Source organism: Amycolatopsis rifamycinica, assembly GCF_000695625.1.
Lineage (GTDB): Bacteria > Actinomycetota > Actinomycetes > Mycobacteriales > Pseudonocardiaceae > Amycolatopsis > Amycolatopsis rifamycinica.
Genome location: NZ_JMQI01000014.1, coordinates 64,694 through 80,579, shown reverse-complemented (window position 1 = coordinate 80,579; position 15,886 = coordinate 64,694). Strand labels below are relative to the sequence as shown.

Sequence of the window (15,886 nt, the reverse complement as noted above, 5' to 3'; positions counted from 1 at the left end):
CCAGTCTACTCCGGGAAGAAGGAAGTCCATGCCCGCCGCTCTGCTCGCTCTGGCGATCAGCGCGTTCGGGATCGGGACCACCGAGTTCGTGATCATGGGCCTGCTGCCCGAGGTCGCGGCCGATTTCGGCGTCTCGATCCCGTCCGCAGGCCTGCTCATCTCCGGCTACGCGCTCGGCGTCGTCGTCGGCGCTCCCCTGCTCACCGCGCTGGCGTCGCGGGTGCCGCGCAAGACCGTGCTGGTCTCCCTGATGGGCCTGTTCATCGCGGGCAACGTGCTCTCGGCGCTCGCCCCGAGCTACGGCCTGCTGACCGGGCGCGTCGTCGCCGCGCTCAGCCACGGCGCGTTCTTCGGCGTCGGCTCGGTCGTCGCCGCGTCGCTGGTCGCCCCGGCCAAGCAGGCCGGCGCGATCGCGCTGATGTTCACCGGGCTGACCGTGGCCAACGTGCTCGGCGTGCCCGCCGGCACCGCGCTCGGCCAGGCCTTCGGCTGGCGCTCGACGTTCTGGGTGGTCAGCGCGCTCGGCGTGGCCGGCGCCGCCGGCATCCTCGCGCTCGTGCCGCACCAGGAACCGGACCCGGACGCGGGCCTGCGCCGTGAGCTCGCCGTGTTCCGCCGCCCGCAGGTGTGGCTCGCCCTGGCGATGACCGCGCTCGGCTTCGCCGGGGTGTTCGCGTCCTTCACCTACATCGCGCCGATGATGACCGAGGTGGCCGGCTTCTCCAGCGGCGCCGTCACCTGGCTGCTCGTGCTCTTCGGCGCGGGCCTGTTCGCCGGCAACCTGCTCGGCGGCAAGGCGGCGGACCGCAAGCTGATGCCCAGCCTCTACGTCATCCTCGCCGCACTGGCGTTCGTGCTGGTGGCGTTCGTGTTCACCGCGCACGCGAAGGTGCCCGCGGCGATCACGATCGCGCTGTTCGGCGCGGCCGGCTTCGCCACCGTGCCGCCCTTGCAGGCCCGCGTGATGGCCAAGGCCGAGGGCGCCCCGGCCCTGGCGTCGGCGGCGAACATCGCCGCGTTCAACCTCGGCAACGCCGGCGGCGCGCGGCTCGGCGGCCAGGCCATCGAAGCCGGTCTCGGCTACACCGCCCCCAGCTGGATCGGCGCCGCGCTCGCCGCGGCGGGCCTCGCCGTGGCGCTCGTCTCCGGCCTGCTGGACCGCCGCACCCCGGCTAGTTTCTCGGCCGGGGAACGGGTACTCGCCCGATGAACCACCCACCGAAAGGACCCCTCGTGACCAGCGTGCCCGACATCGAACTCAACAACGGCGTGCGGATGCCGCAGCTCGGCTACGGCGTGTTCCAGGTCCCGGACGACGAGACCGCCACCGCCGTGAAGGCCGCCCTCGAAGCGGGCTACCGCAGCATCGACACCGCCGCCGTCTACGGCAACGAAAAGGGTGTCGGCCAGGCGATCGCCGAGTCCGGCATCGCCCGCGACGAACTGTTCGTCACCACCAAGCTGTGGAACTCGGCCCAGGGCTACGACTCGACGCTCAAGGCGTTCGACGCGAGCATGGCCAAGCTCGGCCTGGAGCAGCTCGACCTCTACCTGATCCACTGGCCGACCCCGGCGCGGGACAAGTACCTCGACACCTGGAAGGCGTTCGAGAAGCTCTACACCGACGGCCGGGTCCGCGCGATCGGCGTCTCGAACTTCCAGCCCGCGCACCTCGAGCGCCTGCTCGACAACGCCGAGATCGCCCCCGCGGTCAACCAGGTCGAGCTGCACCCGTACCTGCAGCAGCGCGAGCTGCGCGAGTTCGACGCCAAGCAGGGCATCGCGACCGAGGCGTGGAGCCCGCTCGCCAAGGGCGGCAGCCTGCTCGGCGACCCGGTGGTCGCCGAACTGGCCGTGAAGCACAGCCGCACGCCCGCGCAGATCGTCCTGCGCTGGCACCTGCAGCTGGGCAACGTCGTGATCCCGAAGTCGGTCACGCCGTCCCGGATCGAGGAGAACTTCGACCTGTTCGGGTTCACCCTCACGGAGGAGGAGATGGAGTCGCTGACCCCGCTGGACCGCGGCGAGCGCACCGGCCCGGACCCGGATTCCTTCAACGCCGCATGACCGTCGTGCGGGCCACCTCGGGGGACGTGGAGTCCCCCGAGGTGGCCCGCAGGCGCCGAGCTACCGCGTGACGGCCCAGAGCTCCCACGTCCAGGTCGTGGGCCGGCACTCGAACCGGACGAACCCGCCGGTCTGCACGTACCACTGGCCGTCCGAATAGCAGTCGTATTCGTACGCCGCCGGGTAGCTCCACTGGTACTTGTACAGCTGGCTGTCCCCCGCGCTGGCCGGCGGCGCGAACACGACCGTTGACACGAGCGCGCCCATGACGGCGGCGGCTGCCGCGATCTTCTTCTTCATCTGTCTGACCCCCGTTGTGTGGTGGAACTTGTGCGCGCACAAACAATCATGAAACGGGCACGCTTGTCCGCCGAACGGGTCAATTCACCGGGTTTTCTCTCTCACGGCTTGCGGGCGACTCCGCCGAGGGTCAGGAAGTTCAGCTCGCCCAGCGGGTGCAGGCGCGGGCCGTCCGGCCACCATTCGTGCAGGTAGACCAGCCCCGGCCGGAGCAGCTCGGTGCCTTCGAAGAACCCCGCGATCTGTTCGCGCGTGCGGTGCACGCTGCCCAGGCCGGTGCCCTGGAAGCTGGTCTCCAGCAGCCGCGCCAGCTCCTGGCGCGGGGAGTCCTCTTCCGGATCGAAGTGGTGCGTGAGCAGGAGGAACGAGCCGGGCGCGAGCGCGTCGACGTACTCGGCGACGATCGCCTTCGCGCGGTCGTAGTCGTCGATGTGGTGCACGATGGAAGTGAGGATCAGCGCCACCGGCCGCGTGAAGTCGAGGTACTCCTTGACGACGTCGTCGGCGAGGGTTTCGGCAGGCCGCGTCAGGTCGGCGCCGGTCACGTGGGTCAGGTAGTTCTCTTCGAGCAGCGCCCGGCCGTGCACCTGCACGACCGGGTCGTTGTCGACGTACACCACCTGCGCGTCCGGGTTGTACCGCTGCGCCACCTCGTGCGTGTTCTCCGCGGTCGGCATGCCGGAACCCAGGTCGAGGAACTGGTCGATGCCGCGTTTGCCGGCCAGGAACCGCACCGCGCGCACCAGCCAGTCGCGGTGCTCCTTGGCCATCTCCCGGGCGCCGGGCGCGATGGCCAGCAGCCGCCGCATCGCTTCGCGGTCCACTTCGTAGTGGTCGTGCCCGCCGAGCAGCGCGTCGGACAACCGGGCCAGGCTCGCCTTGCTGAAATCGAGGGCGGCCGCACCGCCCTCGGTCCCGGACCGCAGGTCGCCAGGCGTCATCGGCTGCTCTCCCACTCTGCGCGTGGTGACGACACCCCTGCCCGGGTTCGCTCACCCTGTCCGGCAACGGACAGTGCTCAGATTACGACATGGGGTGCACCAAGTGAACCGGGCACAAGGGCCTTGCCTGCCAGGCACAACTACCCGAAACGCACCTCGCGCCACGTCTTTCCCCCATCCGTGGTCCGGTACACGGCGGAGCCGCCGTCGGCGTCCGGCTGGCCGTCCACGACGAACCCGGTGCCGCGGCCGGCGAAGTCGAGATCGGTCAGCGCGAAGCCGCGATCGGGCAGCTCGAGCGTCGTCCAGGTGCGGCCACCGTCGGCCGTGCTGTGCAGGAACCCGACCCCGCCACCGATGGCCGCGATCGTCGCGGACGTCGGCGAGGAGGCGGCGAAGCCCTGGTTGATCCCGGCGAACGGCGCCGCACCGTCCGCGCTGAACGGCGCCCCGAGCCGCGGCGCGTGCCGCAGCTGCCGCTCGGTCGAGCCCGGCTGCGGCGAGCCGGGACTGCTGCTGCACAAGGCCACGACCTGCCGGTCACGAACCCCGGCGAGCGAGGCGACGGTCCCCTCCGCGCAAGGCGCCTCCGCCGGCGCGAACCGGGCACCGTCGAGCGAGGTCCAGTACCGCTCGACGCCGTAGTCGGCGCCGAGCGCGACCTGCAGGCCCCCGCCGACGGCCAGATCGCCGTAGGTGAGCCCCCCGGTGACGCCGAACCCGGGCACCGGAGCCAGCACCGGCGCCCCGGCGGCCGCCGAGTACAACCGGGTCGAGCCGCGGCCCTCGCCGTAGGTGGTCAGCAGGGCGAAGACGCGCCCACCGGTCTCGGCGATCTCCGACAGGTAGTACGGCTCTCGCGCCCCGGCCAGCGCGACCGGCTGCCAGGTCTGGCCGCCATCGCGGGTCGTGCGCACGTGGACGCCGTCGCTGACGTAGGCGACACGGTCGCCGAAGGCCCGCAAGGCGACGTGGTTGTGGTTGTCCGGCAGCGGCATCGGCGGCGCACCCAGCCGCCGCCAGTGCCGCCCGGCGTCGCCGGTGCCCAGCAGCGCCGGGCACCAGGTTGTTCCGCACGGCGAGTACCCGAGGACGTAGCCGGTGTCCGGGCCGGTCCAGCTCGTCGAGGCGGGCTGGAACCCCGGCGGGACCACGGGCGCCGCGGTCGCGGGCGAGGCGAAGCCGGTCAGGAGGGCGATGACGGACACCAGCAGCGCACAGCGCCGGGGAGTTCTCATGATCACCTGACGCCTTGGGCGGGGCGGGGGTTGCCGAGTCACGCGGAGTTGCGCTGCCCGGCGCAGCGGAGTGGGGCCAGCCGGGGGTCGGGTTCGGTGCCTTCGGCGGGTGGGGCCATCCCGCGATGCCCCGGCGCTGATCGACCGCGGCTGCCGATCCGCCCGGACCCAACCGGGTGAAGTCACGCCGACAGGACTCGGCCCTCCGGCGGGCTCGCACCACCCCGCCATGCACAGCGCTGACCGACCGCAGCTGCCGATCCGCCCGGACCCAACCGCGTGAAGTCACGCCAGCAGAGCTCGGCGCCTCCGGCGGACTCGCCCCACCCCGCCATGCCACGGCCCCACCCCATCACGACCGTGCCCCGGCCAGGAAGTCCGCCGCGGCTCCGACCCACCCGGGCAGGAAGTGCCCAGCGTCCTCGGCCAGGCGAACGTCGGCCCCCGGCAGCGCCGCGCGCAGCTTCGCCGCCGCGTCACGCTGGTCGAGGAGGACGTCTCGGGCTCCGAAGTGCGCCTGCACCGGCATCGCCAGCTCGCCCAGGCGCGCCACCGGGAACACCGGGATCGGCTCCACCCGGGGCCTGAAGTGCTCGAACGTCAAAAGAGCGAACTCGCCGACCGCACGACGCGCCGCGTCCACCGGCCCGTGCGCACCCCGGGCAACCATCGCCAGGGAGCGGCGCCGTCCCCAAGCGCCGAAGAGGCGGTACCCGGCGAACTTCACGATCGGCGCGATCCGGCGCCTGCCGATCCCGGCCGGGTTGATCACCGCCAGCGCGGTGACCCGCTCGGGCCGGCGGAGCGCGTAGTCCAGCGTCCACCAGCCGCCCAGTGAGGTGCCGAGGAAAGCCGCTCGCGGCAGGCCGAACTCGTCGAGGACGTCGTCGAGCCACTCGGCGTAAGCCGCCAAGGGAGGCCTCGCCTCGACCGTCCGGCCCGGCTCGCCGGGCGCGTCGACCGCGTGCACCCGCAGGCACCCGGCCAGCGTCGGGATGTCCGGCAGCCAGTGCGCCGCGGTGCCGCCGGACCCCTGCAGCGCGATGACCGGCGGCGCGTCCGCCGGGCCGGACACCACAGCGAACGTGTCACCCAGCCGGGTGGTCAACGAGCATCGCTCGGCCGGCACCGGCCAGTGGTCCAGCAGCGTGTCGTAGCGTTCGCGGACCGCGGCCGCCCCGGCCGCCGAGCGATAGATCGCGGTCACGTCAGGTTTTCCGTGATCGAGGCGATCCAGCGCAGCAGGTCGGCCGCCGCGGCCAGGTCGCCGAGCACGATGATCTTCATCGTGGACCGCTCCCCGTCGTAAATCGTTTCGACGCGCAGCGGCCGCTCGCCGCCGTCGCGGGACCCGTTCACCGAGGCCACGACCATGGTGGCGATCCGGTCGGCCGCCGCCCGGTCGACGCCGTCGATCTCGACGACCCCCGAAAGCTCCGCCGCCGGAGCCCGCTCGGCCACCGGCAGCCCGGTGAAGGCCGCGAGATCCTCGGCCGCGATCCGGTACTGCTTGCCGATCCGGACCGCCTTCAACCGCCCGTCCCGCACGTAGTTCCGGACCGTCCGGACGTGCAGCCCGAGCTTCGCGGCGACCTGTTCGACAGAGAAGACGTCCTGCGTCATGACCCTCCCAGCGTTCCTCAAATTACCCTATCACGCCCACAATAGGGAAGTTTGAGGAGTACGCGGTTCGCTCACCCGGGTGACGGGTATTTCCGAGTGTTGTTCCTGTTCGCCCAGATACGTCCACATCGGACAGTCGAAAGGACGCCGACGATGCCGTATCCCCCGCCCCCGGAGCCGTACGGCACGCCGTACGAGCCCGCCGCCACCGAAGAGATCGTGGAGCGCACCCACCCGCGCATCCGGGCCGTGCGCACGATCAACGCCCTCATCCACCTCGTCTGCGCGGTGTTCGCGCTGGTCCTGGCCGTGCACATCGTGCTGGTGCTGGGCGGGGCGAACGCGGCGAACGGCTTCGCGCACCTGATCTCCGAGTGGTCGTCAGGCGTGTCACTCGGCCTGCGGAACCTCTTCACGCCGAACTCGGAGGGCCTGCGGACGTTCCTCAACGACGGTCTCGCCGCGGTCCTGTGGCTCCTCATCGGCGCCATCCTGACCGACGTCATCACCCGCATCGGCGTGCCCGGTCCGCGGCGCGTCTGGTACCGGCGCAGCTACCGCTGACGCGCCGCCGCACGAAGAAGGCCTCCCCGACGTGTCGGGGAGGCCTTCTTCGTGCTCGATCAGCGTTGCGGTTGTTCGGCACCCGGTTGCACGGGCTCCGGCTCGGGCCGCGGCAGGGCCTGCTCGGCGGGCTCGCCGCCGCGGGGTACGGGAACGCCCTCGGCGGCGATCGCGTCGAAGTGTTCACGGCACCAGCGGCCGTAGCGCCTTGCGTGCACAGTCATCGCGTCCACCCCCTCTCCACGGGCGATCCTCGTCACACCAACAGCGTCCTCCGCCGCAGCGCCGAACGCCAACACATTTAAGCGGGACTTAACACACACGATCGGGTGACAGTCCACAAGGGACAGAGCCACCCGCGCCCCGCGGGCCGGATCAGCCCGCGAACTCCCGCACGACCGCCTGGCAGAAGGCAGGCAGGTCGTCCGGGTTCCGGCTGGAGACCAGTCCGTTGTCCACTACTACCTCTTCGTCGACCACGGTGGCGCCGGCGTTACGCAGGTCGGTCCGGATGCTCGGGTACGACGTCAGCGTGCGGCCACGGACGACGTCCGCTTCGACGAGCGTCCACGGCCCGTGGCAGATGACCCCCACCGGCTTGCCGGCGCGCACGAAGTCGCCGACGAAGGCGACCGCGTCGGGGTCCGTGCGCAGGTTGTCGGGGTTCATCGTGCCGCCCGGCAGCAGCAGGGCGTCGAAATCGCCGATTTCGACGTCGGCCACCTTCCGGTCCACCGGGAACCGGTCACCCTTGTCGATGTCGCCGTTCATCGCCTGGATTTCGCCGGTGTCCAGGGAAACCAGCTCGACCGTGGCGCCTTCGTCGAGGACGGCCTGGCGTGGCTTCTCCAGCTCGACCTGTTCGACGCCGTCCGCGGCCAGGATCGCGACCCGGCGTCCTTGCAGTGCGTTCGCCATGGGGCTCCTCCGTCGGAAAACCTGAATGCACCGGGGTGGTTACCCCCCTGTCACGACGCCAAACCAAGTCCAAAAAGGACAGTGCAATCAGTCCGCGCATTCCACGGCGAGCACGGCGATATCGTCGTGTGCGGAGCTGCCGAGCCAGTCCCGGACGGCCTGGCGCAGCTTCCGGACGACCTCGCGCGCGGGCTGGCCCGCCGCCGCCGTGAGCACGGCGCGCAACCGGTCGTCTCCGAAGAGTTCCGTCTGGTCGTGCCGGTTGCGGGCTTCGGTGATGCCGTCGGTGTAGAGGACGCAGACGTCGCCGCGCTCGAGGCGCACCTCGGCCTCGGCGAACCGGGCCTGCGGCGAGATGCCGACCAGCGTGCCCGGGACCGTGACCTCCTCGACCACGCCGGACCGGCGGACGATCAGCGGCGCCGGGTGGCCGCCGGAGGCCAGGGTCAGGCCGACACCGCCGTCGGACGGCTTGGCCGTGCCGAGCACGAGGGTGGCGAAGCGGCTGCTGCCCCCGGCGATGAGCAGCTCGTTGAGCAGCCGCAGCAGCGTGCGGCCGTCGCGTTCGACCATGGCGAGCGCGGTCAGGGCGTGCCGGACCCGGCCGGTCAGGGCCGCGGCCTCGGGGCCCTTGCCGCAGACGTCGCCGAGCACCAGGAACGCGCTGCCGTCGTCGTGGGGCAGGACGTCGAAGAAGTCACCGCCGACGGCGAGGACCCCGCCCGCCGGCTCGTACCAGGTTTCGAACCGGGCCCCGTCCAGCTCCGGCGGGTCGATCGGGCGCAGCGTCGTCTCCAGGCCGCGGGTGGCCTCTTCCTGCCGGGCGTAGCGCTGGGCGTTGGCCAGCGCCGTCCCGGCCGCGACGGCGAACCCGGCCACCGCGCGGGCCTGCTCGGCGCCGAACTCGGCGTCGCCGCGGCGGCCCAGCAGCAGGGCGCCGGTGACCCCGGCGCTCGCGTTCGGCCCGAGCGAGACGACCGAGACGTCGGCGTGCCCGGCGAACCGGTCCGCGACGACCGACGGCAGCGTGGCGACCTCGGGCGCGGGCACCGGCGCCTGCTGCGGCGGCCCGGTGGCGCCGAACGTCGCCGCCAGCACCGGCGCGACCTGGGCCGGCACCCGCCGGATCCGGCCGTGGCCCTGGGCGGCCGGGCGCTCGCAGCTCCACCACTCCCAGCGGCCGCGGGTGGTCGGCAGCAGCACGAAGACGGTATCGGCCAGCGCGGACGCGGCCAGCTCGGCGATCACCCGGGCGGTGCCGTGCCGCCCGCGCGCGGCGGCCAGCCGGGGACCGGCCTCGGCCAGGAAGTCCCCCACGCGCCGCTGCGGGACGTCGTCGGCGGGGACGGTCCAGGCGTGCCAGCCGCCGGGCAGGGCGCGGATCCGCGCCGGGCGGCGGCGGCCGGCCAGCTCGACGTGCCCGGCCCCCGGTTCCGCGGGGGCCCGGGTGCCCCCGGCCCGGGGCGAAGCCCCGGATGTCACCGTCTCGGCGATCGGGTGCAGGTGCGGCTCGGCGTCACCGGCCAGGGCCCGCGCCGCCGGGTTGGCCCAGCGCACCGCGCCCCCGGCGTCCTGCAGGAACACCGCGTCGCGGACGTCTTCGAGGACGGCCCGCCCGAAGGCGTCGAAGCCCGGCGGCCCGCCGTCACCGGTCATCGGCGGCGGGGGCGCCGAAGCCGGGGCCGGACGTGACACCATGCACGGACCTCCTGCCTCCGGACTGCTGTCGCACGGCTACCGCGTGAGCGGGCGGACTGGCTCGAAGTGTAGGGCGAAGCATGGCACGCTGGGTCGACGACCATGGCTGGCGCATGCGTGGTGGAGAGGGTCGGCACACATGACAACGGAATCCCAGAGCGAAGCGGCCGCGCTGGAGCGGGTGCTCGTGGCGGTGCGGGATCTCGGGGACGGCAACTTCCGCCGGCGGCTCGTCCCGCACGGCGACGGCATCTCGGCGCAGCTCGCGGTCGCGTTCAACGACATCGCCGAGCGCAACCAGCGGCTGGTCAGCGAGCTGCTGCGGGTCCGCGCGGCCGTCGGGCAGGAAGGCAGGCTCAGCGAGCGGCTCGAGGGCCAGGTCGGCCCCGGCGGCTGGACGACCGCCGTCGACGCGGTGAATGGCCTGGTCGAGGACCTCACCCGGCCGGCGATCGAGCTGGAGCGCGTGCTCGGCGGCGTCGCCGACGGGGACCTGTCGCAGCCCATGACCCTGACCCTCGACGGCCGCCCGCTGCGGGGCGCGTACGCCACGCTGGCGAAGACGGTCAACGGCCTCATCGCGCAGCTGTCGCGCTTCGCCGTCGAAGTGACGCGGCTCTCCCGCGAGATCGCGGGTGAGGGACGTCTCGGCGGCCAGGCCGTCGTCCCGGGCGTGTCGGGCACCTGGCGGGACGTCACCGACTCGGTCAACTTCATGGCCGACAACCTCACCGAGCAGGTCCGCAACATCGCCCAGGTCACCACCGCCGTCGCCCGCGGCGACCTGACGCAGAAGATCAACGTCGACGCCCGCGGCGAGATCCTCGAGCTCAAGAACACCATCAACACGATGGTCGACCAGCTGTCCGCGTTCGCCGACGAGGTCACCCGCGTCTCCCGCGAGGTCGGTTCCGACGGCAAGCTCGGCGGCCAGGCCCAGGTCCCGGGGGTCGCCGGGACGTGGCGCGACCTCACCGACTCGGTCAACCTGATGGCCGACAACCTCACCGACCAGGTCCGCGGGATCTCGCAGGTGGCGACCGCGGTGGCCAACGGCGACCTGACGAAGAAGATCGACGTCGACGCCCGCGGCGAAATCCTGCAGCTGAAGAACACGCTGAACACGATGGTCGACCAGCTCTCGGCGTTCGCCGGCGAAGTCACCCGCGTCGCCCGCGAGGTCGGCAGCGAGGGCAAGCTGGGCGGGCAGGCCGAGGTGCCCGGCGCGGCCGGCACGTGGCGCAGCCTCACCGACTCGGTCAACCAGATGGCCGACAACCTCACCGACCAGGTCCGCAACATCTCGCACGTCACCACGGCCGTGGCGAAGGGCGACCTGACGCAGAAGATCACCGTCGACGCCCGCGGCGAGTTCTTCGAGCTCAAGACGACCATGAACACGATGGTGGACCAGCTGTCCGCGTTCGCGGACGAAGTCACCCGAGTGGCGCGCGAGGTCGGCACCGAAGGCCAGCTGGGCGGCCAGGCGCAGGTCCCCGGCGTGGCCGGCACCTGGCGCGACCTCACCGGCTCGGTGAACTTCATGGCGAACAACCTGACCACCCAGGTCCGCAACATCGCCCAGGTCGCGACGGCCGTCGCGCGCGGCGACCTGACCCAGAAGATCGCCGTCGACGCCCGCGGCGAGATCCTGGAACTGAAGAACACGCTGAACACGATGGTGGACCAGCTGTCCGCGTTCGCGGACGAAGTCACCCGGGTGGCGCGCGAGGTCGGCACCGAGGGCAAGCTGGGCGGCCAGGCGCAGGTGCCCGGCGTCGCCGGCACCTGGAAGGACCTGACCGACAACGTCAACTCGATGGCGAACAACCTGACCGACCAGGTCCGCAACATCGCCCAGGTGACGGCGGCGGTGGCGAAGGGCGACCTGACGCAGAAGATCACCGTCGACGCCCGCGGCGAGATCCTCGAGCTCAAGACGACGCTGAACACGATGGTGGACCAGCTGTCCGCGTTCGCGGACGAAGTCACCCGGGTGGCGCGCGAAGTCGGCACCGAAGGCATCCTCGGCGGCCAGGCGCGCGTCCGCGGCGTCGCGGGCACCTGGAAGGACCTCACCGACAACGTCAACGTCATGGCCGACAACCTGACCGACCAGGTCCGCAACATCGCCACGGTGGCGAGCGCGGTGGCCAACGGCGACCTGTCGAAGAAGATCCGCATCGAGGCCCAGGGCGAGGTCGCGGCGCTGGCCGAGACGCTGAACGGGATGGTCGAGACGCTGCGCGCGTTCGCCGACGAGGTCACCCGCGTCGCCCGCGAAGTCGGCACCGAAGGCATCCTCGGCGGCCAGGCGCGCGTCCCCGGCGTCGCCGGGACCTGGAAGGACCTGACCGAGAACGTCAACTTCATGGCGCACAACCTGACCAGCCAGGTGCGCAACATCTCGCAGGTGACCACCGCGGTCGCGAAGGGCGATCTGACGAAGAAGATCGACGTCGACGCCCGCGGCGAGATCCTGGAGCTCAAGACCACGATGAACACGATGGTCGACCAGCTCTCGGCGTTCGCCTCCGAAGTCACCCGCGTGGCGCGCGAGGTCGGCACCGAGGGCAAGCTGGGCGGCCAGGCCGAGGTCGACGGCGTGTCCGGCACCTGGCAGCGGCTCACCGAGAGCGTGAACCAGCTGGCCGGGAACCTCACCACCCAGGTCCGCGCGATCGCGCAGGTGGCGACGGCGGTGACGGCGGGCGACCTCACCCGGCACATCACGGTCGACGCGTCCGGCGAGGTCGCCGACCTCAAGGACAACATCAACCAGATGATCGCGAACCTCAAGGAGACGACGCGGACCAACCGCGAGCAGGACTGGCTGAAGACGAACCTCGCGCAGCTGTCCGGGCGGATGCAGGGCCACCGCGACCTCGTCTCGGTCGCCGCGCTGATCCTGTCCGAGCTGGCGCCGCTGGTCCGGGCCCAGCAGGGGGCGTTCTTCCTGGCCCGCGACGACGACCGCGACGGCACGGTCCTCGAGTGCATCGCCGCCTACGGGCTCGCGCAGTCGCGCGCGGGGCTGCGGTTCGCCATGGGCGAGTCGCTGATCGGCCAGGCCGCCGTCGACCAGCGCACGATCCTGGTGCACAACGCGCCGCCGGAGTACGCGCTGATCTCGTCCGGGCTCGGCTCGGCCGCGCCGGTGAACCTGATCGTGCTGCCGGTGCTGTTCCAGGGCGAAGTGCTCGGGGTGCTGGAGCTGGCCTCGGTGAACGAGTTCAGCACGGTCCACCAGGACCTGCTGGAGCAGCTGCGGCACACGATCGGCGTCAACGTGAACACGATCCTGTCGAACTCGCGGACCGAGGCGCTGCTGACGGAGTCGCAGCGGCTGGCGCAGGAGCTGCGGGCGCGCTCGGAGCAGCTGCAGGCCCAGCAGGGCGAGCTGCGCCGGTCCAACACCGAGCTGGCCGAGAAGGCGGCCCTGCTGGCCCAGCAGAACCGCGACATCGAGGTCAAGAACAGCGAGATCGAGCAGGCGCGTCAGGAGCTCGAGGAGCGTGCCGGGCAGCTGACGGTGGCGTCGCAGTACAAGACCGAGTTCATGGCGAACATGTCGCACGAGCTGCGGACGCCGCTGAACAGCGCGCTGATCCTGGCGAAGCTGCTGTCGGAGAACCCGGAAGGGAACCTGACGGAGAAGCAGATCCAGTTCGCGAAGACGATCTACGCGGCCGGTTCGGACCTGCAGCAGCTGATCAACGACATCCTGGACCTGGCCAAGGTCGAGGCGGGCCGGCTGGACATGCAGATGTCCGACATCACGCTGCCGGAGCTGGTGGACTACGTCGAGTCGCTGTGCCGGCCGCTGACCGCGGACAAGGGCCTCGAGTTCGCCGTCCACATCGACCCGCCGGTGCCCGGCAGCGTCCACACCGACGAGCACCGCCTCCAGCAGATCCTGCGCAACCTGCTGTCGAACGCGGCGAAGTTCACCAACGAAGGTGGCGTCCGGCTCCACATCCGGGCGGCGGACCCGGCGGAGGTGGAGCAGGAGTCGCTTCGCAACGCACCGGGCATCATCGCCTTCGCCGTCGAGGACACCGGTATCGGCATCCCGGAGGAGAAGCTGGCGGTCATCTTCGAGGCGTTCCGCCAGGCGGACGGCACGACGAGCCGCAAGTACGGCGGCACGGGCCTGGGGTTGAACATCAGCCAGCAGCTGACCGAGCTGCTGGGCGGCGAGCTGCGCGTGGTGAGCGAACCGGGCGTGGGTTCGACGTTCACCCTGTACCTCCCGGTGGCGGCGGCCAACCTGGTGGACCCGGTGACGGCGTTGTCGTCACCCCGCCTGCCCGCCGTGCCGAGCACGGTCCTGGTCGCGGCCCCCGACGTCACCCCGAAGCGCTTCCACGGCGAGAAGGTCCTCATCGTCGACGACGACCTGCGGAACGTGTTCGCCCTGGCGGCGGTCCTGGAGCAGGCGGGCCTGGAGGTGATCTACGCGGAGACGGGCGTGGACGGCATCCGCGCCCTGGAGCGCAATGAGGACACGGCCCTGGTCCTGATGGACGTGATGATGCCGGAGCTGGACGGCAACGCCACGATCGCGGCCATCCGAGCCGAGGCGGCCAACGCGGACCTGCCGGTGATCGCGGTCACAGCCAAGGCGACGGCGGAGGACCGGGCAAGGACGTTGGCCAGCGGAGCCGACGACTACATCACGAAGCCGGTGGACACGGACAAGCTGCTGGACGTGATCGCGGCTTCGCTGGAGGCGGACGCCGCTTCGACCCGCGACGCCGCCTCATCGGCCTGAACTTCGTTGAGCGGGTGACGGGAATCGAACCCGCGTAGCTAGTTTGGAAGACTAGGGCTCTACCATTGAGCTACACCCGCGTGCCCCCGGAGGTACCCGGGTGCGTGGCCAGCTTAGCGTGACCCGCTAGGCTGATCACACACCCCCCTGGGGGTGCGGCGGGATGTGGCGCAGCTTGGTAGCGCATTCGCTTTGGGAGCGAAGGGTCGCAGGTTCAAATCCTGTCATCCCGACCAGGTAGGCCTGGTCACACCACGTCCGGCGAGCAGACGCTCGCCGGACGGGCGAGGTCGACGGCAGTAGCGGGCAGTCCTGGGACCGGAGCGGCGGGCTGCGACTGGCTTCTCACGTTGTCGCGACCGCGCCGATCCGCCCCTTCGCCTCAGTGGTCGGATGGCAGCCCGTTTCGATCGAGATGACCGTGGTCGTGCCCGACGACAGCGTCAGCACACCTCGGTACTGGTCCATCAGCTCGAACTCGAACGTGGGCGGGCGGTTCGTCTGCACCCCCGGTTTGGTGAACCCGTAGCCCGCGCCCACCTCCGTTGCAATGCGCTTCGCGTCAGCCCATTGCTCGCCGGAGATACCTTTGGGTGCGGTGACGAAGCTAAGGAACGTGCGCACGGCGTCGCGGCTGTCGACGCCCGGGAATTCATTAGTGCACCCTGACTGGCGACCGTCATGCTTGTCGACCCAGCCGGTGATGCCGAGGGCTTCGGTCAACTTCGTTTGCAGTGTCTTGCGGGCTTCTTCGTAGCGGGTGACGGCCTCGTCAATCGTGGGCCGCCGCAGGAGTTCGGCGTACTGCTGCTGGCTGGGCACTGTTGTCTCCGATGACGGCGTTCCGAGGTATTGACCGCCGTCATCGCAGGCCGCTACCAGCAGCGTGCCCGCGACCGTGGTTGCTGACCACTTCACCGAGGCCACCGGCCGGTCCTCCAGGGTGCGATAAGCCAGCGCCGTCACTTGAAGGCCCCCGCAAAGCGGGACGCCCACTCCGCGAACGAGCGCGGCGGACGGCCCAAGACCCGCTCAACGTCCGGACTCACCGCCTGCTTCGCCGGCGTCGGCGAGCCCAGTACGTCCAGGGTCACGTCCACGACCTCCGGCGGCATGAAGCCCACCATGAGGGCACGCGCCTCCTCGCGTGTCTGCGGCACGAAGCGCACCGGTTCGCCCACCGCCGAGGCGATCGCCGCCACCTGGTCTCGGGGGGTGATCGGGGCCGGGCCCGTCAAGATGTAGGACTTGCCCGCGTGGCCGTCTTCGCGCAGGGCCGCCGCCGCCACCGCCCCTATGTCCTCCGGGTCCACCACGGGCAGGGCCACGTTCTCGAACGGGGCCACGACCGAGCGCGACGAACGGACGCTTTCCGCCCACTGCAACGCGTTCGAAGCGAACGCGCCCGGCTGCAGGATCGTCCACTCCAGACCCGAGCGGCGCACCGAGTCCTCCAGCACCGCCGGGTGCCGTCCCGTGGCGACCCCCTGGGACGAGAGCACCACGACCCGGCGCACTCCCGCCGCCTTCGCGCGGCGCAAGACGTCGTCCACGGGCACGAACGCGCCCGACACCATCAGAAACGCCGCCGACACCCCCGCGAAGTCCAGCGAGGCCAGATCTCCTTGCCGCACAACGACTCCCGGGGGTGCCGTCGTGATCCGGCGGGATACCGCCGTCACCTCTTCGCCCGCCTCGGCCAGCATCCGGACCAGCGGCTTCCCGACGTTTCCCGTCGCTCCCACAACCATGATCATGGGAAC

General features: G+C 71.3%; 14 protein-coding genes and 2 tRNA genes. 5 read left to right on the top strand and 11 right to left on the bottom strand.

Features of this window, described 5'->3' with window-relative positions:
• The first annotated feature begins 28 nt into the window (after positions 1-28).
• On the top strand, positions 29-1,210 hold the full coding sequence (locus tag DV20_RS07155; RefSeq protein WP_043777521.1) for an MFS transporter: 1,182 nt from the start codon (positions 29-31) through the stop codon (positions 1,208-1,210).
• Positions 1,211-1,233: 23 nt separating this feature from the next.
• Positions 1,234-2,067, top strand: a complete 834-nt coding sequence (locus DV20_RS07150) for an aldo/keto reductase (RefSeq protein WP_043777520.1) — start codon at positions 1,234-1,236, stop codon at positions 2,065-2,067.
• A gap of 60 nt (positions 2,068-2,127) precedes the next feature.
• On the opposite strand, the gene DV20_RS07145 is transcribed toward DV20_RS07150, so the two are convergent.
• The 5 genes from DV20_RS07145 to DV20_RS07125 all read right to left on the bottom strand — a co-directional run bounded on the left by DV20_RS07145 (position 2,128) and on the right by DV20_RS07125 (position 6,169).
• Positions 2,128-2,367 carry a hypothetical protein gene (locus tag DV20_RS07145; RefSeq protein WP_043777517.1) on the bottom strand — a complete coding sequence of 80 codons (240 nt, stop codon included), beginning with the start codon at positions 2,365-2,367 and terminating at the stop codon, positions 2,128-2,130.
• A gap of 101 nt (positions 2,368-2,468) precedes the next feature.
• Positions 2,469-3,308 (bottom strand): SAM-dependent methyltransferase, encoded by an 840-nt coding sequence (locus DV20_RS07140; protein ID WP_043777516.1) that lies wholly within the window; start codon positions 3,306-3,308, stop codon positions 2,469-2,471.
• Between the two features lie 140 nt (positions 3,309-3,448).
• Positions 3,449-4,546, bottom strand: coding sequence for a sialidase family protein (locus tag DV20_RS07135; RefSeq protein ID WP_200876363.1), 1,098 nt, complete (start codon positions 4,544-4,546; stop codon positions 3,449-3,451).
• A gap of 352 nt (positions 4,547-4,898) precedes the next feature.
• Complete coding sequence (locus DV20_RS07130; protein ID WP_043777512.1) at positions 4,899-5,753, bottom strand: alpha/beta fold hydrolase; 855 nt, start codon at positions 5,751-5,753, stop codon at positions 4,899-4,901.
• Positions 5,750-6,169 carry a helix-turn-helix domain-containing protein gene (locus DV20_RS07125; protein WP_043777508.1) on the bottom strand — a complete coding sequence of 140 codons (420 nt, stop codon included), beginning with the start codon at positions 6,167-6,169 and terminating at the stop codon, positions 5,750-5,752. Before DV20_RS07125 ends, DV20_RS07130 begins: the two co-directional genes overlap by 4 nt.
• 153 nt (positions 6,170-6,322) lie before the next feature.
• Between DV20_RS07125 and DV20_RS07120 the strand changes: the two genes are divergently transcribed.
• Positions 6,323-6,733: a hypothetical protein gene (locus DV20_RS07120; RefSeq protein WP_043777507.1), complete on the top strand. Its 411-nt coding sequence runs from the start codon at positions 6,323-6,325 to the stop codon at positions 6,731-6,733.
• A 59-nt stretch (positions 6,734-6,792) separates the two neighbouring features.
• Here the strand turns inward: DV20_RS07120 and DV20_RS45440 are convergent, their stop codons facing one another.
• The 3 genes from DV20_RS45440 to DV20_RS07105 all read right to left on the bottom strand — a co-directional run bounded on the left by DV20_RS45440 (position 6,793) and on the right by DV20_RS07105 (position 9,349).
• Positions 6,793-6,957, bottom strand: a complete 165-nt coding sequence (locus tag DV20_RS45440; protein WP_160169704.1) for a hypothetical protein — start codon at positions 6,955-6,957, stop codon at positions 6,793-6,795.
• Positions 6,958-7,108: 151 nt separating this feature from the next.
• Complete coding sequence (locus DV20_RS07110) at positions 7,109-7,651, bottom strand: type 1 glutamine amidotransferase domain-containing protein (RefSeq protein WP_043777504.1); 543 nt, start codon at positions 7,649-7,651, stop codon at positions 7,109-7,111.
• A gap of 87 nt (positions 7,652-7,738) precedes the next feature.
• Positions 7,739-9,349 (bottom strand): SpoIIE family protein phosphatase, encoded by a 1,611-nt coding sequence (locus tag DV20_RS07105; RefSeq protein ID WP_043777503.1) that lies wholly within the window; start codon positions 9,347-9,349, stop codon positions 7,739-7,741.
• 139 nt (positions 9,350-9,488) lie between these two features.
• Between DV20_RS07105 and DV20_RS07100 the strand changes: the two genes are divergently transcribed.
• On the top strand, positions 9,489-14,123 hold the full coding sequence (locus DV20_RS07100; RefSeq protein WP_043777500.1) for a HAMP domain-containing protein: 4,635 nt from the start codon (positions 9,489-9,491) through the stop codon (positions 14,121-14,123).
• Between the two features lie 9 nt (positions 14,124-14,132).
• On the opposite strand, the gene DV20_RS07095 is transcribed toward DV20_RS07100, so the two are convergent.
• Positions 14,133-14,203, bottom strand: a tRNA-Gly gene (locus tag DV20_RS07095).
• Positions 14,204-14,282: 79 nt separating this feature from the next.
• Here DV20_RS07095 and DV20_RS07090 point away from each other — a divergent pair.
• Positions 14,283-14,359 (top strand) — tRNA-Pro (locus DV20_RS07090).
• A 109-nt stretch (positions 14,360-14,468) separates the two neighbouring features.
• Here DV20_RS07090 and DV20_RS42970 read toward each other — a convergent pair.
• Complete coding sequence (locus DV20_RS42970) at positions 14,469-15,089, bottom strand: LppA family lipoprotein (RefSeq protein WP_160169703.1); 621 nt, start codon at positions 15,087-15,089, stop codon at positions 14,469-14,471.
• A complete protein-coding gene (locus tag DV20_RS07080) occupies positions 15,086-15,880 on the bottom strand; it encodes an NAD(P)H-binding protein (RefSeq protein WP_043777496.1) in 795 nt (264 codons plus the stop codon). The genes DV20_RS42970 and DV20_RS07080 overlap by 4 nt, the downstream gene beginning before the upstream one ends.
• Between the last annotated feature and the right edge of the window lie 6 nt (positions 15,881-15,886).